Origin of the sequence: Pseudomonas sp. MWU16-30323, assembly GCF_020515595.1 — a bacterium.
Classification (GTDB): domain Bacteria; phylum Pseudomonadota; class Gammaproteobacteria; order Pseudomonadales; family Pseudomonadaceae; genus Aquipseudomonas; species Aquipseudomonas yamanorum.
In genome coordinates this window covers 72045-92573 of the sequence record NZ_JAIWYM010000013.1, presented here as the reverse complement: position 1 = coordinate 92573, position 20529 = coordinate 72045, and the positions used below count along the sequence as shown (strand labels likewise).

Below are 20529 nucleotides of genomic sequence, written 5' to 3'. Positions count from 1 at the left end.
TAAAGTGGGTGAATCAGCGCAGGCAAACCCGGCGCACGTGGTCCTGCAGGCCCAGGATCATTTGCTTGCTGAGGGCAAGCTGATCTCTGAGGGTGAAATAATCTTGTCGAGCGTCTTCTGTGAGTTCGGCGGATCCGCCATCAGCCAAGCCGCCGGCGCCGGTGGTACCGGACGCGGGGACGCTGCAGGTGGCGTTGAGCTGCAGCCGTTTAAGGCCAGCGCGAACAGCAAGGCGCAGGCCGTCGTTTTCGGTGCGTTCATCGTTCAGTTCCTGAGTGCGTTGAAGATCAATAGCGTCCCGCTCGGCCAACATCTCGCCGCTAACACGCGCCGCTTCGCGCAGGCCGGTGACTTCGAACAGCGCTGCATCGCGCTCGCTGCGGGCGATATCGCGCTGACCTTCCAGCAGGTCAAAGGCGAACCAGGCCACCAGGCACAGCACCAGGGGGAAAATGGCTTCGCGCATTACAAACCCGCCTTGCACAGCTGTGCTTCGGCCAGCCGGCGCCGGTGCAGGCCCCGGACAAACTCCTTCTGTCCCGGCGCGGTGGTGACGTAGGCCCACACCGGAGTTTTGCCGTCAGCGGCCCACGCCAGCGCGTTGCATCCGTCCTTGATGCGCCCGGTATTGATCAGCGCGACGGCACGACTGGCGCAGGTGCTGGGTACGCCGAAGTTGTGGCTATGGCTGCTCAGCGCGTCGAAGGTGTTCTGGCCCACGTCCTGGTTGGTGATGCAGTCGGCCAACTGCAACTGGCCCTTGCTGATCACCAGCTGTTCCACCTCGTCGCACCGCGCGTCAGACCAGTAGTCACCGACCACCACCGGATAAGGGCTGGTATGGCGGGTGATGCCTTTGCACACGGTCGGCAGGCCCTGGGCGAGCTTGTCGGCATACACGGTGTTCTGGCCGTTGCCTTCCCAGGTACCGAGGAACACCACCAGCGTGGAGCTGCAGAGCGCAATGGCGCCGGCGGCGATCTTGCCGCGCAGGCTCATGGCTTCACCTTCCAGTCGCGCAACATCTGGCGATACTTCGGAACCAACAGCAGGATCTGCAGCACCATGTAAACGGCAGTCAGCATGTAGGCGACAGCCGACCAGTCGACGGCCCCTGTCGCTCCAGTTGCCGCTACACCGATCGCAGGTGACGCCTTCGCCAGTGCGATGGCGGTGTCCTGGGCCGCCTGATTCGTGCTCATCGCTGCACTCCTTTCTCGAAAAAGGACTGGCACAGGACGCAGCGGGTTTTGCCGCCGAGCGCCTGGCGCGCTGCAGGAATCTTGTTATTACAGTCCTGGCAGTGGGTAAGGCTTGGGCCCGTTGACTCACGCCGGGCCTGGGCCAACTGGGCGTTGATAGCCTGGTCCCGCTGACGTTGTTCCAGGGCTTGGGCGCGATCGAACGGGCAGACCATCAGCTAATGCCCTCGATCTCGGTGGCATCCAGATACGGCACGCCGTTGATACGGATAAAGTCCGGGCTGGTGACCTCGAATGGCACCTTGTGCTTGGTCTTCTCGCCACCTTTGGGATCGATGCTCAGCAGGCTGGAGACCTTCAACTTGCAGCCGAACGCCTCGATGCGCAGCTCGTCGTCGCCAGCCTTGGCAAAAAACACCGCGTCGAAGGCCTCCAGCTTGCGAAAGCTGCCGGCACTGCGGGCCGCCTCGATCAACAGATTGAAGTTGGTGGAATCCAGCTCCAGGTCGCCCGCGGCTGCCACGTCACCGTCGACGTAGCCGTCAGGCACGCCCCGGGTTTGCGCGGTCTTGCTGTTGTCGGTGATGTCCAGGGTGCAGCTTTCGACGTGGACCTGCAGGTCGCCCAGGTTCACGTCAAAGTTCTTGCCGCCAATACGTGACATGGGGGGTTACTCCGAATCGTCGTTGGAAAGGTCCAGGGCGATGTTCGCCGTGAGGTCTTTCGGGCAGTTGTGGGGCTTGATCTTGATGAACGCCTCTACGGCGGTTTTGCTCTTCCAGACCAGCACGATGTCGCCGTCCTTCGGCGATTCGATCTCGCCAGGGAACACCTCGCCGGCGAACTTCACCGACTTGGCCATACGGCGCAGAGGCGCCATCAGCGCGGTGATGTTCACGGCCATGCTGTTGGGGGTGTTGTTCAGGCGCCGATCGCCTACACGGCGAATCAGCAGTGGACGGACTTGGCGAGCGGCCTTGTCGGCCAGGCGTAGGTATTCGATTACCTGGTAGTCACTGCCAGGGGCGTCCAGCATGTTGCCGTCACCCCAGTACACGCCCGGGTAGTCGGAATAGGTCTGGGAGACAGAGAAACGCGCTTTATCCAGCTCCGATCGGATCGAGGACGGCAGTGGCACGCCTTCGGAGTCCACAGGCACTGGCCCCAGGCCCAGCAGCGCGCCAGTGGCCACGCGCATAGGGCTGTCAGCAATACTTACTGCTGCATTGGCCAGGCGACCGGCCAACACGCCCAGGTCGTTGCCGTGCAGTTGCGGTACCACCAACACCCGAGGCGCAGCCAGTCCGGCAGTGATTGCCTTCTGGGCTACCAGGTATTCCGCCCAGCTCTGGAAAGGGCTCAGCGACAGGCCTGCCGTGGCCGCCATGACGAAAACACGACGACCATAGGTGTCATTCATCGACACCGCCGCGTCGTGCATTGCCGACAGCTCGGCACCGGTGGCCACCGGCTTGGTGATCACTACCGCTTCGACGGAAAAGCCCTGCTGCTGGGACATTTCCAGGGCCTCGGCCCACTCGCCATCCGCTGCGATCGGCGCCGCCAGGCAGGCCCAGCGATCGCCACCGTTCAAGCGTGCTGCAGTGATCTGGGTTTTCAGGTCACTGGCTGGCACACCCAGGGCGGCATCCAGGTCGCTGTCGGTATTGAGGGCGATCAATTTGCCGGTGTTTTTCGGACCGGGGCCGATGTACAGAAAATAGCGTTCGATCTCAGTCACGGCGCCCTGGCCTAGATTGAGATTGTTAACGCTGACTTTGCCAAGTGCCATGCTGTGCCTCGTTAGCGGGGTGAATTAAGGATTTGTTGGAAGACCTGGTTAACCAGCTCGCGGGTTTCGCTCCCGGTCTCTACGCCGAGGAACTGGCGTTTTGGCAGGGTGATGTCCCAGCTTTGCGCGCCTGATGTCTCGGCCTTTTCGTCGTTCAAAATGCGGATCAGCAAACCGGCCTTGGCGTAGTTCACGTGTTCTTGAATCCATGCCACTGAGGGCCTGGTCAGCGTCTTTTTGCCCTTCTGCCGGGTGCGGAATCCCAGGCGGCGCAAGCGCTTGGCTTGTTTGTCGGTGCAGGCGATACCCGGAGGGACTTTGTTCCAGCGCCGCATCTGCGCGGCGGTACGTCGTTCGCTAACGCCGTTGTGCTGCTGGGAAGCGACCCACCGGGTGAGTGCGTTTTTCCAGCCAAGCTCGGCTTCATCGGAACTGACGCGGGTGACCTGCAGCAGCTTGGCCAGGCCGGCTTCCATCTTCTTTTTGCCCTTGGCAGAGCCCTTGCGCTCGGCGAAGGGGCTGCCGTCCAGGTTCTTTTGTTCACGTACCCGCTTGCGGCTCATTGAGCGCACGCGCTTGGTCACGTTGTTCAGCAGCCGCCGGCGCAACTGTGGCGACAGATCAAGCAGCGCCAACTGGGCGTCGACGTTGAGCAAGCCCCTGACATCGAGGTCGAGTGGGTTAGCGGCCATGGCCGACCTCGCCCTGTTCAGCAACCCACAGATCGAACGGCACAAAGGCCCAGCTCTTGTTGAACGCTTCGATCTCGCCGGCGGGGTCCTCGGCCAGGTATTGCGGCTCGATGAATTCCAGCGACAGCTCCACGTCGAAGCTGTCCTGGTCCAGGGGCTCAACGGCAAACAGCGGCGCCGGCAGTTCGTGGCGGTCGCGGTTGGAGTCGTGTGTTTCCAGCCAACTGCCGACCAGGGCCATCAGCCTGGCCGGGTGACCGGTGAAGCGCTCCAGCGAGAACACAGCGCGATAGCGCATATCAGCCATATGCAGGCCGTCGCGGTCGGGCTTCCAGATCAATTCCAGGCTGACCTGTTCGGTCCAGCTGTCGAACTGCTCCGGGGCGACCAGGTTGCGGGCCATGAGGTAGGCGGTCAGCGCCTGCAGCTGGATCACTGCAGTGACGCCGTGATGCGGCCACGGCCCTGCAGGGCGCGAACGGCCTGCTGGCTGAAGGCCAAGAATGTTTCAGCCCGCTCTGGGGCTTCCTTTCCGATGTTCTCGGCGCTTTCCCGGCGCGTGACCGTGGCGAACTGCGGCAGCAAATTGGCCTTGGTGCGGCAGTAAACGGCGCGCTTGTACAGCTTCACCTTGAATGCACGCTCCTGCAGCAGCACCGTATCCGCGGACTCAACATTCGTGATGCCGAAGGCCTGCCAGCGGGCCTTGCACTTGGCCAGGTCGCCGTTGACCTCGATCATGGCCATGGTCAAATCACCGCCCAGCAGCTCTACCAGGTACTCCGCCGGCAGGCGGTATTCCTTCTGGAACTCGGACAGAGAGAGGTTCGGCCAAAAGCAGTCGTTCTCGATTGTCTGTTCTACAAAGGTGGTGGGTTTCCCGGAAAAGCTCATTGCTGGGCGCTCAAATAGGGCGGGGAGCCTGTTTTCAGTGGGACGGTCCATAAATGGGCGGCTCACTTCCACAGGTCCCCGCTGGGGGGGGGTAGTCGGTTATTTGGTAGCCGGGTTAGTGGCTGCTTGTTTTGCCAAGGCCTTGCGAACCTTTTTTATGCGGGTGTCGTTGCCGGCCTGCGCGTACAGCTGAGTGGAGCGCTCCAAATGCTTGAGCGCGGTTTCCCACTGCTCGGCTTCCATGGCGCGCATGCCGATCAACTTGTGGTACTTGCTCGGGATCTGCTCCGTCAGCTGCCATTCGCCGTCAACACGGGGCAACAGGTCGGACAGATAGGGCTCCGGGCTGCGGTTGGCGTTGTATTCGGCGTAGGCCCACTCACACACGGCGTCGGCCACAAAGGTCTGAATATCCCGGCGCTTGAAGCGCTCCGGCATTGCCTGGCCCTGCTCCATCAGGAAGTCAGCCAGCTCCAGGGCGTCTTCGAACTGGACGGTGTCGAACAGCCAGACCATCACCTGCACCGCGACGCGGTTGGGAAAGTTCAGGCCTGACTCGCAGTAGCGCTGGACGTATTCCTGGTATTTGGGCAGCAGCTCTTCACGCTTCAGCGCCTGGCGTCCGGCCAGGCCGTTGATAGCGCTGATTCGCGCCAGGTCCTGATCCAGTGCCGCTTCCTGCAACAGCAGATGCTTGCGCGCATTAGCGGGACTGCTCAGCGCATCGGCCGGGGAATAGGCCATGCCTGCAGCAGCGGCGAGCGCCACTACTGCAGTGCTGCCCAAGGCCAGGGTGCGGCGCTTGTGCGCCAGGGCCAGGCTCACGCGACCACCAGCTCAACGTTTTCGGTGAACGCGATCTTTTCCAGTTGCTCGATCACGTAGCCTTCGTTGCGGCTGTTGTAGTCCTCGACGCGGGAGCGCTTCGGATTCTCGATCGTCTGCTTACGCCAGCTAGTGTCCTGGTAGTAAATCGAGAGGTTGTCCCAACTGGTGACCAGCACCGCGTTGACCGGAAAGTTCGGCACGCTGAACGCCGGCAGGCCGCCATAGGTCGCAATGACCTGAGCGTTTTCGATACGCTCCTTTTCGGTCGGGGTGTCGCCCTGTTTGGTGTACAACTTGGCCTTATCAGCAGCGAGCAAATCGGTGCCGATGATCGCGACCAGGTCGCCGTCTTCGCGCAGGATCTCGTCCACCATCTGCTTGGTGTCATGCACCAGGGCATCAAGGTTGGCGTAGTCGCCACCGGCGCCCAGCGTGACCTTACCGGCAGTCTTGCCCTCTTTGAGCACCTGCTGTGGGGCCTGCTCGCGAAGTTGCTGCAGCCAGCCTTTGTTCACGTCCTGCAGCTTGGGGAATTTCTCCAAATCAGTATCAACAGCAGCGTGAGTGCCATGGAAGCCGATAACGATCCGATCTTGCGCGATACGCTTCTGCACGGCGGCGGAATAGCGCTCTTTGAAGTCGGGAAACTTCGCCCAGGCGTCGATTTTGGCGTACGGAAGACCAACGTCCGACTGGGTATCAGCCAGTTCGTATTGGGTGTTATCCAGCGCCGATGCGTCCTTGGCTTCGCGATCGGTTGTCTTGGTGTTGGTGCGGCCAGTGACTGGGCCGTTCACACCGATGAACACCTTCTCACCTTTGATCTCGCTGACCGGAGTGACGTTGATGCGCTCCAGGAAGTCGGCCTTAGCGGTGATCGCGTCGTTCAGCTCCTGAGCAATCGACGGTTCAACACTGAACATCCGGCTCGATCGTTCAACACCATAGGCTTCGGCGATTGCAGCCTGCAGCTCAGCATATTGTTTGGCGCCACGGGCGCTTAATGGCTGGGCCATGTCAGAGCACCTTGCGTCGTGGGGTGTTTACCGGGCCTGGATTGCGTGGCAACTGGCGACCGGTCGAGGTGTTCTGCAGTGCGGAAAACTGCTGCTCCAACTTCGCCATGCTGGCGAGCAATGCCTTGTTGGTGGCGCTGCCTTTACGGCTGAATTCGCGGTCGTCTTCGGCAGTGGTGACGATATCGTCAACAGCTGCTGCTACGTCGTCGATTGGGGCGGCTTCGGGCTCTGGGGCGTCTTCCGCGACGGGCTCAATCACAGCCTGAATGCCGGCAGCGACAATCAGCAATTGAGCCAGCAGGGCTTTAAGGGCCGTTGCTGTAGCTTCATCCATTGGGGGTTTGCTCTCGTTTGGGGTGGTGGGTTCGACGGGCTCGTCATCCGTGGAAAAGCGCTTGAACAAGCCAGCGAGCAAGCCGATAAGCTTGCCGACCTCGCTCTGTGGCTCAGCCTCAAAAGAGCCCAGTTCAACGGACGCGGCATAGAAAGAGTTTTTGTGGGTCTGCTTCGAAAAATAGAGTTCCTGGGTGCCCAGGCTGGCCGGCTCATCGGTGACGCCCAGACCTGTCAGGTAGGCTTTTCCGCTGCCGGCGAAGTTTGGGGTGATCTCGATGCTGGAGAAGAGCTTTTGGCCCTGATCATTCAGCTGCAGTAGGCGATCATTCGGCTTGAGCTGTGCCTCCAGAGCGATTTGCCCGGGCTCCAGATCTTCGCCCTCCTCCAACAAGCGCACGGCAAAGACGGTGCCGTGGGAACCGCTCCAACGCTCGTGGTCGCACCAGATCACTGCCGTATATTTCGAAGGCTTGTAGGTTTCAGCGATGTCGCGCAGTTCCTGGGGAAGGATCTCGCGACCATCGGCGGTGGTGCCGCTGGTGGCGACACGTTTCCAGTACGAAACAAGGGAACGGGGCATGGGCGTTAACTGCGCTCAATCGGTTGAATGAGCCGCCAAGATAGGGAGCCGCCAACCCCTAAACAAACGGTTCAAATGCGCGTTTCTCCTAGATTCGGCATATAGGAGAAACGCGGAATTTAACCCCGCGTTTCCAGCGTTTTCGCCGCATAGACTGCGGCCCATGTACTACTCGACCGAAGTTAAAGAAGCCGCCAAACGCTTGTTTCTGCGCCGCTGTAAGGCCAAAGAAATTCAGGCGCAGCTCAACCTGCCCAACATCCGCATCGTCTACTACTGGATCCGCCAAGGTGGGTGGGAGGACATGCTGTCGGACGAAGAACCGCTGACCGCCGTTGGCCGGCGAATCACCCTCCTCCTGGACAAAGCCAGCAGCCTGACCAAGGACGAGCTGAACGAATTGGACCGGCTGACTACCGTTCGCGAGCGGCTGTTAAAGCAGGCGGTCAAACCGGCGCCGGCACCGATCGGGGAATCTGCCAGCGAGCCCCAGGAACGTCGCCCAGGTCAACGCAGCGAGCGCTCCAGCCGTGGCGATAGCGGTGCAAAGAAGCGCGAAAAGAAAGTGAAAAACGACGTCAGCGAGCTGACCGAAGTCGACTTCCTGGATAAGTTCATCAGCAAGATGTACCGCTATCAGCAGGAGCTGTTCGCGGCCAAGCAAAACCCGCTGACGTGCCGGATCCGCAACATCCTGAAAAGCCGCCAGGTCGGCCTGACGTACTACTTCGCCGGCGAAGCGTTCATGGACGCGGTGTTAACGGGCGACAACCAAGTGTTCCTGTCGGCCAGCCGCTCGCAGTCGGAAATCTTCCGCAGCTACATCATCCAGTTTGCAAAGCAGTGGTTTGACATCGAGCTGACCGGCAACCCGATCGCGCTCAGCAATGGCGCCGAACTGCGGTTTCTTAGCACCAACAGCAGCACCGCCCAGGGCTACCACGGCCATGTGTATGTGGACGAATATTTCTGGATTCGCGACTTCGAAAAACTCAGCACCGTGGCCAGCGCCATGGGCACCCACAAGAAGTGGCGCAAAACCTACTTCTCGACGCCCAGCGCCGTGTCGCACCAGGCATACCCGTTCTGGTCCGGGGAGGAATTCCGCAACAGCAAGCGCGGCAAGAAGGCCGGCGGCACCTGGCCCACCGAGGCGGCCTACACCCAGGGCGCGCTGTGCCCCGATGGCCAATGGCGCAAGACCATTACCATCGACGACGCTATCGCCGGCGGCTGCGATCTTTTCGACCTGGAGCAACTGCAGCTGGAGTACGACGAAGACAAATTCCAGCAGCTGTTCTACTGCAAGTTCATCGACAGCAGCCAGAGCGCCTTCGGCCTCAAGGATCTGGAGCGTTGTTATTCCGATCTGTCGTTGTGGGAGGACTACAACCCAGAACTGGATCGCCCTTTCGGCAACAGCCCGGTGTGGCTTGGCTACGATCCCAGCCGTACCCGCGACGACGCCACCTGCGTGGTGGTCGCCCCGCCGCTGGAGCCCGGGGCGAAGTTTCGAATCCTGGAGAAGCACAGCTGGCGGGGGCATTCGTTCACCTACCAAGCCGCCCAGGTCAAAAAGCTTACCGAGCGTTTCAACGTCCAACACATCGGGATCGATATCACCGGCGTGGGCTATGGCGTGTTCGACCTGGTGCGCGACTTCTACGCGAAGGCAACCCCGATTCACTACAGCCTTGAGACCAAAAACACCCTGGTACTCAAGGCCCAGGACACGATCCAGGGCAGCCGCATTGAGTGGGACGCCGGCTGGACGGACATCGCCCAGGCGTTCCTAACCATCAAGCGCGGCACCACCAACAGCGGCCAGGTCACCTACAGCGCTTCGCGCACCGACGCCACCGGCCACGCCGATATCGCCTGGGCCGTCATGCACGCCCTGGCCAACGAACCCCTGAATACCAACAAGCGGCGCCGTAGCCGCTACGTCACGAGCGGAAACAATGCCCAAACCACAACGCAGAAAGCCCCAAGCCAGTCAGCAGTTACGACAGCAGCAGCCCATGCGGGCGTTCACGTTCGGGGAACCCGAACAGGTGCTGTCCGGCAACATCGGCGAGTATCTGGGGGTGTTTCTCAGCGACGACGGCGAAATCTACAAACCGCCGGTATCGCGGGCGGGCCTGGCCAAGTTGCTGCGCGCCAACGCGCACCACGGCGCCATTCCCAAGTTCAAACGCAACCTGCTGTTGCGTGAATTCATCCCTTCCGAGGGCTGCAGCACGCAGACCATGGGACGGGCGAGCCTGGATTACATGGTGTTCGGCGAGGCGTATTTCTATCGCGACACCAATGCCTTCGGCGAGGTGCTGGAGATGCAGCACCTGCCGGCGATCAACATGCGCGTGAAGGTCGACGGCGGTTTCAGAATGCTGCTGCCGGACAGCAAGTTCATGGACTTCGACCAGGACGAGATTGAACACGTCCTGGACTACGACGTGGAACAGAACATCTACGGCGTGCCCGACTACCTGGGCGGCATGCAGGCGCTGTTGCTCAACGAAGCCGCGACCCTGTTCCGCCGACGCTACTACAGCAACGGCGCGCACGCGGGCTACATCTTCTACACCAACGACCCAGACCTGACCGAGGAAGACGAAGAGAACCTGCGCGCACAGATCAGCGCCAGCAAGGGCGTGGGCAACTTCCGCTCTATGTTCGTCAACATCCCCAACGGCAAGGAAAACGCGATCCAGATCATCCCTGTGGGCGACTTCCAGGCCAAGGACGAGCTGGAGAAGGTGAAGAACATTACCCGCAATGACGTGATCGCTGCCTGGCGCATGAACCCCGCCCTGGCCGGGATCATCCCGGAGAATAACGGCGGTTTTGGCGATATTGAGAAGATCGATCGCGTGTACACCAGCAACGAGATCAGACCGATCTGTCAGCTGTTCAGTCAGTTGAATGACAGCCTTCGACACGACAGGCACATCAACTGGAAAAAGATAGATAACTCAGGGGAAAGCGTTATCTGATCGCTCAAAGATAGAGAAATATCCTGCACCACATGCGACCATAGTGGCAAATAGCTGCACCCTGGGGAGGGAATATGAGAGTTACTTGTAAATGCGGGCACAAAGGCCGGATTGCGTCGCGTGAGGTGCTATCTACCGACTTCGCGAAGCTTTATTGCCAGTGCCTTGACGCAAAGTGTGGGCACAGCTGGGTCGCAAATCTCACGTTCTCCCACACACTCAGCCCGTCTGCACAGACGTTCGACAGGCTGCTGATTGATCGTCTTCGAGACATGCCTAGGGCCCAGCAGCGGGAGCTATTCGAAAAGCTCGGATCGCAGGCAGTCGCATGATGCAAACCGCCGACAACTGCATGCCGGCGGCTCAGGAATCAATCTTCGTCGGACTGATCCGGATTGCTTATCAGCGCTTCGGTCAGTCTGCGCAATTGCTCTTGGTCGCGAAGGCTCAACTGACGATACAAACCAATCAGACGACGCTCAATGTGCGAAAGCTCATACCGCGCAGATGCTGCCATTTCAACGTAACCAACATCCGCGTTTGTGCGATCCAACATGCTTACCACTCCATAAATCCATTGCTGTCGCAATGATATGGGGGCAAGCGAGTGGCGAGGCGGGAATGGAGGGATTAACTCACCCCTTTGGCAGCATCGTCAGCAATGGCTTTAAGAAAGCGCCGGATGGCTTTTTGATCGTCCACAGGAATGCTGCGGTACTGCTGAACAATGCTGTCTTCAACCTCAGACAACGCATCAACTTTCAGCGTGGTACGAGTTCCGCTAACTATGTAAAGCACGTCAAATCCGAGCACGCTTGCAGCCATACTCAAGTAGGAGGCTGGTGCGTCACTGGCGCCGGATTCGTAGTTTCCTTGAGTTCTTTTCGAGACACCAAGTTGTTCCGCAAGTTGATCTTGCGTCAGCCCAGCCTGGGCTCGTTGTTGGCGCAACCTTGCGCCAATCTCTTCGGAGAGTGTCAATATTTTTCCATCCAGATATTTACATTGGCAGATTTTTGCCACATCCTGCGCTTGTCATCACACGAAAACGCAAGGAATTGCACTATGCCCAACTCACCCATCACCGAGCAAGCTCGCCAGCAGGCGCGTGCATCCTTGGAGAAGCGTGGCCAGACTGCCAGAAATTTTGCTGAACGGAACAACCTTAACCCCAGCACCGTTTACGCGGTGCTGAATGGCCAAAGCCAATGCCGCCGTGGGGAGGCTCATCGCGCAGCCGTATTACTCGGAATCAAAGACGGCGTGATCGAACAGTAATGGCCGGTGCACTGAGGGAACAGCAGAAGATGAAAAGTCAGGTTCTAAAAACACGACGTGAAGTCGTCAGTGCAATTATTTGCACCTTTGAAGGTGGCCGCGAACGCGCCGCCGCTCGCATCGGCCTACCTCTCAAGAAGTTTGATAACCACGCTTACGAGAACAATAACTGCCGTCCGCTGACAGACCTACAGATCTATCAGCTGGAACAAGTCACAGGCACCCAGCACCTAGCCAACTACGTAGCGGCCATGTACGGCGGCATGTTCGTGCCGGTCATCCAACCGGAAAACCTCGACAACGTTGAGATGTACGCACGGGCAGTACAGACCTCAGCAAAACAGGGCACGGTCGACCAGGTTATCGCTCAGGCTATCGAAGACGGCGTAATCACCGAAGACGAGGCCGAATTGATACTGAACGCGCACGTCTTGCACATAGCTGCACGTACTGCCGAAATTCATGCCGCCATCGATCTCTACCGCGCCAAGTCAGGTAAAGGCCAATGAACACTCAAACCAATGCTTTGGACTACCAACAGTGCGTGCAGAACGCTGCACTGGCGTTCCTTAAGCGCCACCAAGCCGAACACCTGGGCGACCTGTCGACGCTACGCAACCGAGCAGTCATTCATCTGGTGGAGAACCTCGACGTGGCCGAACCGGTAGCAACCAAACTGACCGACCTTGCCCACATTGAGTTGTTGGACCTGGCACACCGCCAACGCTCCGCGAACTCGTAACACCAACCCCAACCAATCGCCGGCCCCACCTCCCGTGGGTTTGGGTGAGCTGCGCCCGAAATTGAGGTTTAACGATGGCAAACGCCGTAATTGTCACCACACAACTGCCCCCGGCCGAGGCCGAAGCGTTGCTGGCCAACCTGCGTGAGCAGTATCGCTTGAGCCTCAACGAACACTGGTACGCCGACCAATTCCGCCTTGTAGCGGCTGGTCTGCGCCACGGCGCAATTCTCGCCCATATCCCGGTCATGGCTGCGCAAAAACGCCTCATGGCAGCCCTGTCCCACAGCCTCAAAGCAGTGAAGTAACCCCATGAAAGAAGACCTTCGTCACGACGTGCTGCAACGCCTTCAGGCCGACTTCGGGCTCAAGCACCGCACGGGCACCGACTACATGCGCGGCGGCACCTGCCCAAAGTGCAAAAAGAAAGAGCTGTATTCCCGCTTTGATACGCCATGGATGGTGATTTGTGGACGCCCCGAAAAGTGTGGCCACACCCTGCACGTTAAAGAGCTATACGACGACCTGTTCGAAGATTGGAGCAAGCGAGCACCGGCGACAGACCAGCACCCCAACGCAACGGCACGCGCCTACCTGGAGTTCGCACGGGGCTTTCGGTTTGAGCTGATCCAGGGTTGGTTCACCCAGGAAACGTTCTACTCCGCTGAACACAACGCCGGCAGCGCAACGGTGCGCTTCGCCTTGGAAAAAGGCGGTTGGTGGGAACGTCTGATCGATCAGCCACACCGCTTCGGCAAGATGAAAGCCCGCTTCAAGTCCAAGGATAGCTATCGCGGCGTCTGGTGGTGCCCGCCCTGTGTCGACCTTCTTGAAGCCAAGGAAATCTGGATTGTTGAAGGCATCTTCGACGCCATCGCCCTGGTGCACAACGACATCGCAGCGGTGTCGGCCATGTCTTCAAATGCATTTCCTGGGGACTCGCTCAAGGCACTGGTTAAGACCCGAGAGGGCGGGAAGTTGCCCAAGCTGGTTTGGGCGCTCGATAACGAGCCCAGCGCCAACGCCTACACCCGACGTTGGGTGCGCGAAGCCCGCGCCCTGGGCTTTGTCTGTGAGTCTGCGCAGATCCCGCAACGCGACGGCCGCAAAGCGGACTGGAACGACCTTCACCAGCGTTGGAGCTTCATTCAGGACGACACTAAACGCGCTGACCAAATCGCCACCGACCTCAAACAAGCTCGCCATCAGGGCGCCCTACTACTGGCTGAGAGCGCGGCGGAAAAAGCCTTGCTCATCTATGACTGGAACAAGCGCGGGGAATTTCACCTGGGCTTTGCCAACCGTCTGTACTGGTTCAAGTTGGACATGGAGAAATTCAACCGGGCCATGTCCGACATCGAGGACAGCGAGAATCACGACGACCAGTTGCTCAACCAGGCACAACAGCGCGAAAAGGCGCTACAGCAATCCGGTAGTGTTGTGGAGATTGCCAACTGCTACCCGCAAGCCCTTTATTTCCAGCGCAACGAAGTAACGGACGAGTCCTGGTACTACCTGCGCGTGGACTTCCCGCACGACTCCGAAAGCGTGAAAAACACTTTCACCAGCGGCCAGCTGTCGGCCGCGAGCGAATTCAAAAAGCGACTGCTCGGCATGGCGGCAGGTGCGATGTTTACCGGCAGTGGCCAGCAGCTCGATAAGCTCATGAAGGACCAACTGTTCGGCATCAAAACTGTGTCGACCATCGACTACGTGGGCTACAGCAAGGAATACGCCTGCTACGTCTACGGTGACATCGCGATCAAGGACGGCACCACCTACAAGGTCAACAGCGAAGACTATTTCGAGTTCGGCAAGCTGCGCCTGAAAACCCTGCAGAAAGGCGTCCCCATCAAGCTGCAGCGCGAAGCAAAGGGCTTTGATGAAAAGTGGGTGCAGCTGCTGTGGACCTGTTTCGGCGCCCAGGGCTTCGTCGCGCTGGTGTTCTTCTTCGGCTCGCTGTTCTGCGAACAGATCCGCGCCCGTTACCAGTCCTTCCCGTTTCTGGAGGCCACCGGTGAGGCCGGCGCCGGTAAAACCACCCTGCTGAATCTGCTCTGGAAGTTACTCGGCCGCGAAGGCTATGAGGGCTTCGACCCCATGAAATCGACCAAGGCCGGACGCTCGCGCCTGATGGGCCAGGTCTCTGGCATGCCGGTTGTGTTCCTGGAAGCAGATCGCCACAGCGATGATCGAGCGCACGCTAAAACCTTTGAGTGGGACGAGCTGAAAGACTTCTTCGGCGGGGGCACCCTGGCTACCAAGGGCGTCAAGACGGCCGGTAACGAGACATACGAGCCACCATTCCGGGGAACGATCGCAATCAGCCAGAACGCGGCTGTGGTCGCTCACGAAGCGATCATGACGCGCATTGTGAAACTGCACTTTGTGCGCCCAACAGTCACCCCGCAGAGCCGTGCGGCAGCTGATCAATTGAACGCCCTGGATGGGGGAACCCTCAGCCACTTCCTGTTGCGGGCGGTGGGCAAAGAGTCCGCGGTGCTTGAGTTGTTCGCCCAGCGTATGCCCGAACACGAAGCGAAGCTGCGCCGCCTGCATACCCATTGCTTTGCTTGCGGTACCGCCTACGCCACCGACCAGGGCAACTGCAGCAGCTGCGGCTATGACTTGCGCGGTTACCTCCGTGTCGAGCGCATCAGCAAGAACCACGCGCAACTGCTCTCGCTGTTGGATTGCCTGCGCCTGGTGCTGAAATTGAGCGATCCCCAGGTCGCTGCCACCCAGCGTCAGATCGTGCGGATGGCTATTGAGCGCCAGGCCTCGATCAGCTCCGACCATTCCGCCGTGGCCGAGTTTTGGGAGGTCTACGACTACCTCGAATCCTTGAGCGAAGACCCGGTGGTCGACCACAGCAGCGACCCCGCTGTGATCGCTATCAACCTTAACGAATTCTGCGAGCGCGCCGCCGAACACAAACAGAAGTTGGCCGACGTGGCCACGTTGCGCGATCTGCTCAAAGAGTCCCGTTCCCGCAAGTTTCTGGACAGCAACAAGGCGGTGCACAGCGCTGTACGTGTTGCCTTCAACACCCGAAACCCATGTTCACAACCCCGGCCGACCACAGTTAAGTGCTGGACATTCAAGGCGTAAAGGAGAGCAAGACCGATGCAAATCCAAGTGTTTATGGGCAGTGCCGGCGACGGCAAAAACAGCAAGCTCCAGTCAGTTCAGGACCGTCTGGACTTCACGGGAGAAAGCGCGCCGATCATCCAGGCCGAGGCTTATGGGGAGGATGGCTTACTGGAGATTTTGGAAGTGCGCGCAGCCGGTGGCCAACGCGAAATCCTGGTGGACGACTGCAGCCGGCAACAGATTTTGAAGGTGCTGGAATGGCAATCATGCAGTGAACATGAGCCGAAGTTTGATGGCCTGGTGATCCACCTGGCCCGCAAGGACTGACCTTTAAAAACAGTGCCGAGGAGTTGCAGCTCCTCGACACCCGACCGCAACAGAGGGCTATACCATGCAAGCACAGAACCTAAGCAGCAGCGCCGCGAAGGCTACCACACCGGCGCGGCACCTGGTGGCCACCGCGATTATCGGCGCGGCCGTCATTGGCTACCTGGTACACAAAACCCCTGAATCACGGACCCGCCTCGAAAGCCTCAGTCAGATGGCCAGCACCCTGGGCGAACTAAGCGAAACGGATGCGGCTGTCGTCGCCCAACTGCTCGCCAACACCGCATACCGGGGGACTGCGCGCCATGCCTAAGCAATCCCATGCAAGTCGCGCACGACGCTTTCCCTGGAACATCGACTACACCAGCGTTTGCGACGTATGCGGTCGGTGGCGCGCCCAGGGCAACCACCAGCAATGCAGCCGGCAACGCCAACGGCTGAATGCCCATCTACGCAACCCCAAGCCCAAGCCATAAGCCGCGTCCACCAGAAGATGCGCTTCCAGATACTTGGCCCGGAAACGGGCCTTTTTGTTTCCGATCGTCAGACTGTCGCTATACGAGTACAGCGTTAGGGGTTTACATGAGTGGGGTCGAAGCTCGCGGTAATTCCGTGAGAATCTATTTTCAATACAACGGCGAAAAATGCCGTGAATCGATACCAGGGGGTAACAAACCGGCCACGGTAGGTCAGGCAAAGCGCTTACTCGCCATCATAGAATACGAGATCGACTCCGGTACCTTTGATTACGCACGCCATTTCCCCAACTCGGCCAAGCTGGTGGAAAACACCTTCGGTCACTACCTGGACCTGTGGCTGCGGATTAAGGCCAACAGTGTGGCCGCATCAAGTTATCGCGGATACGCCAACAAGGCCGAAGTGCATGTGCGGCCACGCTGGGGCAAAGTGCAGATCAACGCGATCGATCACCTGGACCTGCAGGAGTGGATTCAGGGCACGCTGTCCAAAACTCTCAAGAACAAGACCATCCGCGACATTATCAGCAACGTGCGCCAGGTGTTCCGGCTCTATCGCACGCGGATGAAAGTCGCCCACGACCCTACCGAAGGCTTGATGGTTCGCCTGCCCGATCCCGAAGCACCGGATCCGTTCACCCGGGCAGAAATCAAACAGATCCTGGAAACCCCGACCACCCGCACCTATGAACTGTTGATGGTGCAATTCATGCTGTGGGCCGGGCCCCGGGTTTCTGAAACCATCGCCTTGGCGTGGGAAGACGTCGACCTGGAACAGGGGACGGTGACCTTTCGCCGATCGAAGGTGCGCGGTGCTTACCGCGTCACCAAAACCCGACGCTCAATGCGCAAGGTTCGCCTGCTGGCTCCCGCCTGGGACGCACTGCGCAAGATTGATGCGCTGACGCGAACGCGAAAGGCGGAAACTGTGGAGATCGTTGAACGGGACAACAAGACCGTACGCAAGCACACCCTGCACTTCGTGTTCTTGAACACCAAAAGCGGCCTGCCGCATGCCAACGATTTTGTGGTGCGCGACCGGTTTTTTAAGGCGCATTTGCTTGCGGCCGGGGTCCGTTACCGTGGGCCTGGCCAGTGCCGGCATACCTACGCCAGCCAGTTGCTGACCACAGGCATTGCTTCAATCGATTGGATCGCCGAACAAATGGGACACACCAACGGCAATATGATCCGTCAGCACTATGGGACCTGGATCAACGAGGACGGGCCTGATGTGATAGGAATGTTGCAGCTAGCCTTGAGATTCTGAGTAGAGGATATACAAGACGGATGTGATTGCGACGTGAAATTCATATCGCCACGGCGGGTTGGAAAAACTAGGATTCTACTTTCAGAAATCAGCTGCATTGTCCACCGCAAACAAACACTCGTATCTAACTAGAAATTTTAAGGACGCCCATTCGTATGGTATGGGCAAGCGCCGGATCTTGGTTTACTCTGCCGAAAAATTCATGGCAATCTTGACTGGTTGCCTAGAAGCTGTACCACATATCTAACCAATTACCAAATCTACCCAATGCACATAACCTCAGAGAAAGTCATGACTGAAAGAACGATCTATAGAGCTTTAACGGATATCGAGGGAGTTAATGAGTTTGAAGAGCGTAACTCTTACGAACAAGACGGAGAGATATACCATCAAAACTTTACATTTAAATTTTCTTCAATGAGATTTATGGGCACACAAATCTCCAGCCCACTATTCACATTAAACAAATTCAACCTCCCATTCAGGTACACGTTAAAAAAGGCAACCACAAGAGCAGCGATTCTAGACGCTATCAACGATTACAACACATCACGCCCGATCATGAAGCTCACACTTCTAGCAATCAAAGGGAAAAACGTCGAAGTTTTATTTAGTTCAGACTTCATATGTGAAGACTCTCAAATCAAAAGCGCACTACTTATACCAGTAGTAAATATCATGGCACCCAGCCCAAGCGACTTCATTGATTTCTTAAATGAAAAGAAGATAACTATTAGCGATAAGTGAGCCTGACAAATGAGCATTATCAGTATCATTTACGCTCTACTCTCCTCAGTAATCTCTTATTTCGTTTTTAGTTACTTTAAGGACCTTTCAAAAACACAAGAATGGGCACTCAACATAGGTGTTCCGTGCATAATCGCCGCAACATTGATACTTAACCATTTAAAAGACAAAATCTCGGAAAAGGATCCATCGAGTAAGCTTCACAAGCTCACAACAGAACTTGAGAGCCTGAAAAAAAGTCACGAAAAGGAGATTCTTGAGCTTAAAGACAAGATCAAAATTCTAGATCAAAATATCAGCCTGAAAGACACGATGATTCTTGGGATAAAAAATGGCATTACTGTCAACATGGCAGTTCATGGGCAAGGCCAAGAATTTTTCGACTACATAAAAAACTTTGTAGTTGAAATCAGCGCTGACCTGGAAATAAACACTCTAACACCAAAATCAACGCCTCAATCAATGAAGTGGATAGCTATGGCGAGCACTAAACCCTCAAAGCAAAGCCCCCTGCCATAGATTAAAAACCAGACTAGTTAAGCTATTTAGTTGAAAGCCAATGCTTTTTTTTGCGAAAGCTTGAGGCTTTCAACCTACCCCCCCCGCAAAATCTAGATATCAACTAGCCAACTTTAATCTCAAACAAACTCGGTAGCGCCGCGTTGTAAGCAATGCGGTAAATAACGTTTAATTACATCGTTAATCCTGGAGAGCTTCTTCATGGAACTGAGGTTACTAGCCACAGGAACGGCATACCGATACAAGGCGATTGGGCAAGCAATGAAACGAATCGAATTTGACCACTGCGCACGGTCCCAAACGCATCGCCGCATCCCCCACGAGCCGGGGCAACGTCTCATCAGCAACGATGCAGCGTCTTAGCCACATTCTAGCCGTCCTTGCTAATTATCAGCAGGCCTCATCCTAGCGCACCAAAATAGAGCGCCAGTCCCATGGTGGTCCCATGAGTCCATTTTTCAGACGCCAAAAATCACAAATCCCCGACTTTCTCTAAGAAAATCAAGGATTTGTGTTTTTTCAATTTGGCGGTGAAGGAGAGATTCGAACTCTCGATACAATTTCTTGTATACACACTTTCCAGGCGTGCTCCTTAAGCCACTCGGACACTTCACCGTATCTCGTCAAACTGATTCAGTCTGTCGAGGCGCGCTAATGTAGTCGAAAGCTTTTCCGATGGCAAAGGTTTTTTTCAGAATTTTCATGCGCTTAGGCGGTTATGCCGTTCCAGACCTCTGCGGCGTCATGCACACCAAGGCAATTCTGCCATTCTCGGGCACTCGCGGCGCTTGTCTATAGTAGCTGCTGCGCCTTGCCGAAGGCCGCCTGCGGGCGGGCGTGGGGGAAAAGTCTGACTGGGTAGTCAGTCACGGCGCTTTACCGGGGCGGGCGCGGTGGGTAACGTCTGCCGTCTGTCCTTCTATTACAAGCATTACAAGGAATCGCGTCATGAGTGAGTTGATTGCCTACCACCTCGAAGACGGTATCGCGACCCTGACCCTGAGCAACGGCAAGGTGAATGCCATTTCGCCGGCAGTGGTCAGTGCGTTTAATGAAGCGCTGGATCAGGCCGAGAAAGATCGGGCGGTGGTGATCATCACGGGCACGCCGGGGATTTTGTCCGGTGGCTATGATTTGAAGGTGATGACCGCCGGCCCTAAAGAAGCGGTGAGCCTGGTGACGTCGGGTTCGACCCTGGCCCGTCGCCTGTTGTCGCACCCGTTCCCGGTGATCGTGGCGTGCCCCGGGCACGCGGTGGCCAAGGGCGCGTTCCTGTTGCTGTCGGCAGATTACCGGATCGGTGTGGACGGGCCTTTCAGCATTGGCCTGAATGAAGTGATGATCGGCATGACCATGCACCACGCCGGGATCGAACTGGCGCGGGATCGTCTGCGTAAGTCGGCCTTCCACCGTTCGGTGATCAATGCCGAGATGTTTAACCCGCAGGACGCATTGAGCGCCGGGTTCCTGGATAAGGTGGTCGCGCCGGAAGAATTGCAGGCAGCCGCGCTGGAAGCCGCTCGCCAACTGAAGAAGATCAATATGAATGCCCACAAGCACACCAAGCTGAAGGTGCGTAAGGCGCTGCTGGAAGCCCTGGATGACGCGATCATTCAGGACCAGGGCCACTTGGGTTAATCAAACCTACGCCTGCTGAATCGAAGCCCGACCTTGAGTCGGGCTTTTTCTTACAAAGAATTCCGGATTGCCTACAACCGCTCTAGGCGGTGTCTGTCAC

General features: G+C 57.7%; 29 protein-coding genes and 1 tRNA gene. 15 read left to right on the top strand and 15 right to left on the bottom strand.

What is annotated here, in order from left to right; genetic code table 11:
- Nucleotides 1–13: 13 nt before the first annotated feature.
- From LIY45_RS17090 to LIY45_RS17035, 12 genes are all read right to left on the bottom strand, one after another.
- Nucleotides 14–466: a lysis protein gene (locus LIY45_RS17090; protein ID WP_226476989.1), complete on the bottom strand. Its 453-nt coding sequence runs from the start codon at nucleotides 464–466 to the stop codon at nucleotides 14–16.
- On the bottom strand, nucleotides 466–999 hold the full coding sequence (locus tag LIY45_RS17085; protein WP_226476988.1) for a lysozyme: 534 nt from the start codon (nucleotides 997–999) through the stop codon (nucleotides 466–468). Before LIY45_RS17085 ends, LIY45_RS17090 begins: the two co-directional genes overlap by 1 nt.
- Nucleotides 996–1202, bottom strand: a complete 207-nt coding sequence (locus tag LIY45_RS17080; protein WP_063033543.1) for a hypothetical protein — start codon at nucleotides 1200–1202, stop codon at nucleotides 996–998. The genes LIY45_RS17085 and LIY45_RS17080 overlap by 4 nt, the downstream gene beginning before the upstream one ends.
- Nucleotides 1199–1417, bottom strand: a complete 219-nt coding sequence (locus LIY45_RS17075; RefSeq protein ID WP_226476987.1) for a TraR/DksA family transcriptional regulator — start codon at nucleotides 1415–1417, stop codon at nucleotides 1199–1201. The genes LIY45_RS17080 and LIY45_RS17075 overlap by 4 nt, the downstream gene beginning before the upstream one ends.
- Nucleotides 1417–1866: a phage protein gene (locus LIY45_RS17070; RefSeq protein WP_099312207.1), complete on the bottom strand. Its 450-nt coding sequence runs from the start codon at nucleotides 1864–1866 to the stop codon at nucleotides 1417–1419. Before LIY45_RS17070 ends, LIY45_RS17075 begins: the two co-directional genes overlap by 1 nt.
- A gap of 6 nt (nucleotides 1867–1872) precedes the next feature.
- Complete coding sequence (locus LIY45_RS17065; protein WP_226476986.1) at nucleotides 1873–2994, bottom strand: DUF2586 domain-containing protein; 1122 nt, start codon at nucleotides 2992–2994, stop codon at nucleotides 1873–1875.
- 11 nt (nucleotides 2995–3005) lie between these two features.
- Nucleotides 3006–3686, bottom strand: a complete 681-nt coding sequence (locus tag LIY45_RS17060) for a phage virion morphogenesis protein (protein WP_226476985.1) — start codon at nucleotides 3684–3686, stop codon at nucleotides 3006–3008.
- The gene (locus LIY45_RS17055; RefSeq protein WP_226476984.1) at nucleotides 3676–4122 is read right to left on the bottom strand and encodes a phage tail protein; all 447 of its coding nucleotides are present in this window, start codon (nucleotides 4120–4122) and stop codon (nucleotides 3676–3678) included. The genes LIY45_RS17060 and LIY45_RS17055 overlap by 11 nt, the downstream gene beginning before the upstream one ends.
- The gene (locus LIY45_RS17050; protein WP_226477028.1) at nucleotides 4119–4580 is read right to left on the bottom strand and encodes a head completion/stabilization protein; all 462 of its coding nucleotides are present in this window, start codon (nucleotides 4578–4580) and stop codon (nucleotides 4119–4121) included. The genes LIY45_RS17055 and LIY45_RS17050 overlap by 4 nt, the downstream gene beginning before the upstream one ends.
- A 99-nt stretch (nucleotides 4581–4679) precedes the next feature.
- The gene (gene gpM, locus LIY45_RS17045; RefSeq protein ID WP_226476983.1) at nucleotides 4680–5405 is read right to left on the bottom strand and encodes a phage terminase small subunit; all 726 of its coding nucleotides are present in this window, start codon (nucleotides 5403–5405) and stop codon (nucleotides 4680–4682) included.
- Nucleotides 5402–6424: a phage major capsid protein, P2 family gene (locus LIY45_RS17040; protein ID WP_099312194.1), complete on the bottom strand. Its 1023-nt coding sequence runs from the start codon at nucleotides 6422–6424 to the stop codon at nucleotides 5402–5404. Before LIY45_RS17040 ends, gpM begins: the two co-directional genes overlap by 4 nt.
- Before the next feature lies 1 nt (nucleotide 6425).
- Nucleotides 6426–7343 (bottom strand): GPO family capsid scaffolding protein, encoded by a 918-nt coding sequence (locus LIY45_RS17035; RefSeq protein WP_177131668.1) that lies wholly within the window; start codon nucleotides 7341–7343, stop codon nucleotides 6426–6428.
- Nucleotides 7344–7506: 163 nt separating this feature from the next.
- Here LIY45_RS17035 and LIY45_RS17030 point away from each other — a divergent pair, with 163 nt between their 5' ends.
- From LIY45_RS17030 to LIY45_RS17020, 3 genes are all read left to right on the top strand, one after another.
- On the top strand, nucleotides 7507–9558 hold the full coding sequence (locus LIY45_RS17030; protein WP_226476982.1) for a terminase family protein: 2052 nt from the start codon (nucleotides 7507–7509) through the stop codon (nucleotides 9556–9558).
- Entirely contained in the window at nucleotides 9497–10339 is an 843-nt protein-coding gene (locus tag LIY45_RS17025; RefSeq protein WP_260525362.1) for a phage portal protein, read from the top strand. Before LIY45_RS17030 ends, LIY45_RS17025 begins: the two co-directional genes overlap by 62 nt.
- 74 nt (nucleotides 10340–10413) lie before the next feature.
- Nucleotides 10414–10671, top strand: a complete 258-nt coding sequence (locus LIY45_RS17020) for an ogr/Delta-like zinc finger family protein (protein ID WP_043047335.1) — start codon at nucleotides 10414–10416, stop codon at nucleotides 10669–10671.
- Between the two features lie 38 nt (nucleotides 10672–10709).
- On the opposite strand, the gene LIY45_RS17015 is transcribed toward LIY45_RS17020, so the two are convergent.
- Nucleotides 10710–10895: a hypothetical protein gene (locus LIY45_RS17015; protein WP_226476981.1), complete on the bottom strand. Its 186-nt coding sequence runs from the start codon at nucleotides 10893–10895 to the stop codon at nucleotides 10710–10712.
- Between the two features lie 74 nt (nucleotides 10896–10969).
- Complete coding sequence (locus LIY45_RS17010) at nucleotides 10970–11362, bottom strand: helix-turn-helix transcriptional regulator (RefSeq protein ID WP_226476980.1); 393 nt, start codon at nucleotides 11360–11362, stop codon at nucleotides 10970–10972.
- Nucleotides 11363–11404: 42 nt separating this feature from the next.
- Here LIY45_RS17010 and LIY45_RS17005 point away from each other — a divergent pair, with 42 nt between their 5' ends.
- The 11 genes from LIY45_RS17005 to LIY45_RS16955 all read left to right on the top strand — a co-directional run bounded on the left by LIY45_RS17005 (nucleotide 11405) and on the right by LIY45_RS16955 (nucleotide 18791).
- A complete protein-coding gene (locus LIY45_RS17005) occupies nucleotides 11405–11617 on the top strand; it encodes a DNA-binding protein (protein WP_106576223.1) in 213 nt (70 codons plus the stop codon).
- 29 nt (nucleotides 11618–11646) lie between these two features.
- Entirely contained in the window at nucleotides 11647–12126 is a 480-nt protein-coding gene (locus LIY45_RS17000; RefSeq protein ID WP_275263648.1) for a YmfL family putative regulatory protein, read from the top strand.
- A complete protein-coding gene (locus tag LIY45_RS16995) occupies nucleotides 12123–12359 on the top strand; it encodes a hypothetical protein (RefSeq protein WP_226476978.1) in 237 nt (78 codons plus the stop codon). The genes LIY45_RS17000 and LIY45_RS16995 overlap by 4 nt, the downstream gene beginning before the upstream one ends.
- Nucleotides 12360–12433: 74 nt before the next feature.
- Complete coding sequence (locus LIY45_RS16990; protein WP_122456916.1) at nucleotides 12434–12667, top strand: hypothetical protein; 234 nt, start codon at nucleotides 12434–12436, stop codon at nucleotides 12665–12667.
- Nucleotides 12668–12671: 4 nt separating this feature from the next.
- Complete coding sequence (locus LIY45_RS16985; protein WP_226476977.1) at nucleotides 12672–15470, top strand: toprim domain-containing protein; 2799 nt, start codon at nucleotides 12672–12674, stop codon at nucleotides 15468–15470.
- Nucleotides 15471–15485: 15 nt separating this feature from the next.
- The gene (locus tag LIY45_RS16980) at nucleotides 15486–15779 is read left to right on the top strand and encodes a hypothetical protein (RefSeq protein ID WP_154990533.1); all 294 of its coding nucleotides are present in this window, start codon (nucleotides 15486–15488) and stop codon (nucleotides 15777–15779) included.
- 64 nt (nucleotides 15780–15843) lie between these two features.
- Complete coding sequence (locus LIY45_RS16975; RefSeq protein ID WP_226476976.1) at nucleotides 15844–16092, top strand: hypothetical protein; 249 nt, start codon at nucleotides 15844–15846, stop codon at nucleotides 16090–16092.
- A complete protein-coding gene (locus LIY45_RS16970; RefSeq protein WP_226476975.1) occupies nucleotides 16085–16255 on the top strand; it encodes a hypothetical protein in 171 nt (56 codons plus the stop codon). The genes LIY45_RS16975 and LIY45_RS16970 overlap by 8 nt, the downstream gene beginning before the upstream one ends.
- A 106-nt stretch (nucleotides 16256–16361) precedes the next feature.
- Entirely contained in the window at nucleotides 16362–17525 is a 1164-nt protein-coding gene (locus LIY45_RS16965) for a DUF3596 domain-containing protein (protein WP_226476974.1), read from the top strand.
- Nucleotides 17526–17816: 291 nt separating this feature from the next.
- The gene (locus LIY45_RS16960; RefSeq protein ID WP_226476973.1) at nucleotides 17817–18272 is read left to right on the top strand and encodes a hypothetical protein; all 456 of its coding nucleotides are present in this window, start codon (nucleotides 17817–17819) and stop codon (nucleotides 18270–18272) included.
- A 9-nt stretch (nucleotides 18273–18281) separates the two neighbouring features.
- Entirely contained in the window at nucleotides 18282–18791 is a 510-nt protein-coding gene (locus LIY45_RS16955) for a hypothetical protein (protein ID WP_226476972.1), read from the top strand.
- 525 nt (nucleotides 18792–19316) lie between these two features.
- Here the strand turns inward: LIY45_RS16955 and LIY45_RS16950 are convergent.
- Nucleotides 19317–19406 (bottom strand) — tRNA-Ser (locus tag LIY45_RS16950).
- Nucleotides 19407–19739: 333 nt separating this feature from the next.
- Here LIY45_RS16950 and LIY45_RS16945 point away from each other — a divergent pair.
- Nucleotides 19740–20429: a crotonase/enoyl-CoA hydratase family protein gene (locus tag LIY45_RS16945; protein ID WP_076015114.1), complete on the top strand. Its 690-nt coding sequence runs from the start codon at nucleotides 19740–19742 to the stop codon at nucleotides 20427–20429.
- Nucleotides 20430–20529: the final 100 nt, after the last annotated feature.

Bases quoted from the DNA above. Each gene is read 5' to 3' on its own strand.
- LIY45_RS17090 (WP_226476989.1), bottom strand. From the start codon at position 466: ATGCGCGAAGCCATTTTCCCCCTGGTGCTGTGCCTGGTGGCCTGGTTC.
- LIY45_RS17085 (WP_226476988.1), bottom strand. From the start codon at position 999: ATGAGCCTGCGCGGCAAGATCGCCGCCGGCGCCATTGCGCTCTGCAGC.
- LIY45_RS17080 (WP_063033543.1), bottom strand. From the start codon at position 1,202: ATGAGCACGAATCAGGCGGCCCAGGACACCGCCATCGCACTGGCGAAG.
- LIY45_RS17075 (WP_226476987.1), bottom strand. From the start codon at position 1,417: ATGGTCTGCCCGTTCGATCGCGCCCAAGCCCTGGAACAACGTCAGCGG.
- LIY45_RS17070 (WP_099312207.1), bottom strand. From the start codon at position 1,866: ATGTCACGTATTGGCGGCAAGAACTTTGACGTGAACCTGGGCGACCTG.
- LIY45_RS17065 (WP_226476986.1), bottom strand. From the start codon at position 2,994: ATGGCACTTGGCAAAGTCAGCGTTAACAATCTCAATCTAGGCCAGGGC.
- LIY45_RS17060 (WP_226476985.1), bottom strand. From the start codon at position 3,686: ATGGCCGCTAACCCACTCGACCTCGATGTCAGGGGCTTGCTCAACGTC.
- LIY45_RS17050 (WP_226477028.1), bottom strand. From the start codon at position 4,580: ATGAGCTTTTCCGGGAAACCCACCACCTTTGTAGAACAGACAATCGAG.
- LIY45_RS17040 (WP_099312194.1), bottom strand. From the start codon at position 6,424: ATGGCCCAGCCATTAAGCGCCCGTGGCGCCAAACAATATGCTGAGCTG.
- LIY45_RS17035 (WP_177131668.1), bottom strand. From the start codon at position 7,343: ATGCCCCGTTCCCTTGTTTCGTACTGGAAACGTGTCGCCACCAGCGGC.
- LIY45_RS17030 (WP_226476982.1), top strand. From the start codon at position 7,507: ATGTACTACTCGACCGAAGTTAAAGAAGCCGCCAAACGCTTGTTTCTG.
- LIY45_RS17020 (WP_043047335.1), top strand. From the start codon at position 10,414: ATGAGAGTTACTTGTAAATGCGGGCACAAAGGCCGGATTGCGTCGCGT.
- LIY45_RS17015 (WP_226476981.1), bottom strand. From the start codon at position 10,895: ATGTTGGATCGCACAAACGCGGATGTTGGTTACGTTGAAATGGCAGCA.
- LIY45_RS17005 (WP_106576223.1), top strand. From the start codon at position 11,405: ATGCCCAACTCACCCATCACCGAGCAAGCTCGCCAGCAGGCGCGTGCA.
- LIY45_RS17000 (WP_275263648.1), top strand. From the start codon at position 11,647: ATGAAAAGTCAGGTTCTAAAAACACGACGTGAAGTCGTCAGTGCAATT.
- LIY45_RS16995 (WP_226476978.1), top strand. From the start codon at position 12,123: ATGAACACTCAAACCAATGCTTTGGACTACCAACAGTGCGTGCAGAAC.
- LIY45_RS16990 (WP_122456916.1), top strand. From the start codon at position 12,434: ATGGCAAACGCCGTAATTGTCACCACACAACTGCCCCCGGCCGAGGCC.
- LIY45_RS16985 (WP_226476977.1), top strand. From the start codon at position 12,672: ATGAAAGAAGACCTTCGTCACGACGTGCTGCAACGCCTTCAGGCCGAC.
- LIY45_RS16980 (WP_154990533.1), top strand. From the start codon at position 15,486: ATGCAAATCCAAGTGTTTATGGGCAGTGCCGGCGACGGCAAAAACAGC.
- LIY45_RS16975 (WP_226476976.1), top strand. From the start codon at position 15,844: ATGCAAGCACAGAACCTAAGCAGCAGCGCCGCGAAGGCTACCACACCG.
- LIY45_RS16970 (WP_226476975.1), top strand. From the start codon at position 16,085: ATGCCTAAGCAATCCCATGCAAGTCGCGCACGACGCTTTCCCTGGAAC.
- LIY45_RS16965 (WP_226476974.1), top strand. From the start codon at position 16,362: ATGAGTGGGGTCGAAGCTCGCGGTAATTCCGTGAGAATCTATTTTCAA.
- LIY45_RS16960 (WP_226476973.1), top strand. From the start codon at position 17,817: ATGACTGAAAGAACGATCTATAGAGCTTTAACGGATATCGAGGGAGTT.
- LIY45_RS16955 (WP_226476972.1), top strand. From the start codon at position 18,282: ATGAGCATTATCAGTATCATTTACGCTCTACTCTCCTCAGTAATCTCT.
- LIY45_RS16945 (WP_076015114.1), top strand. From the start codon at position 19,740: ATGAGTGAGTTGATTGCCTACCACCTCGAAGACGGTATCGCGACCCTG.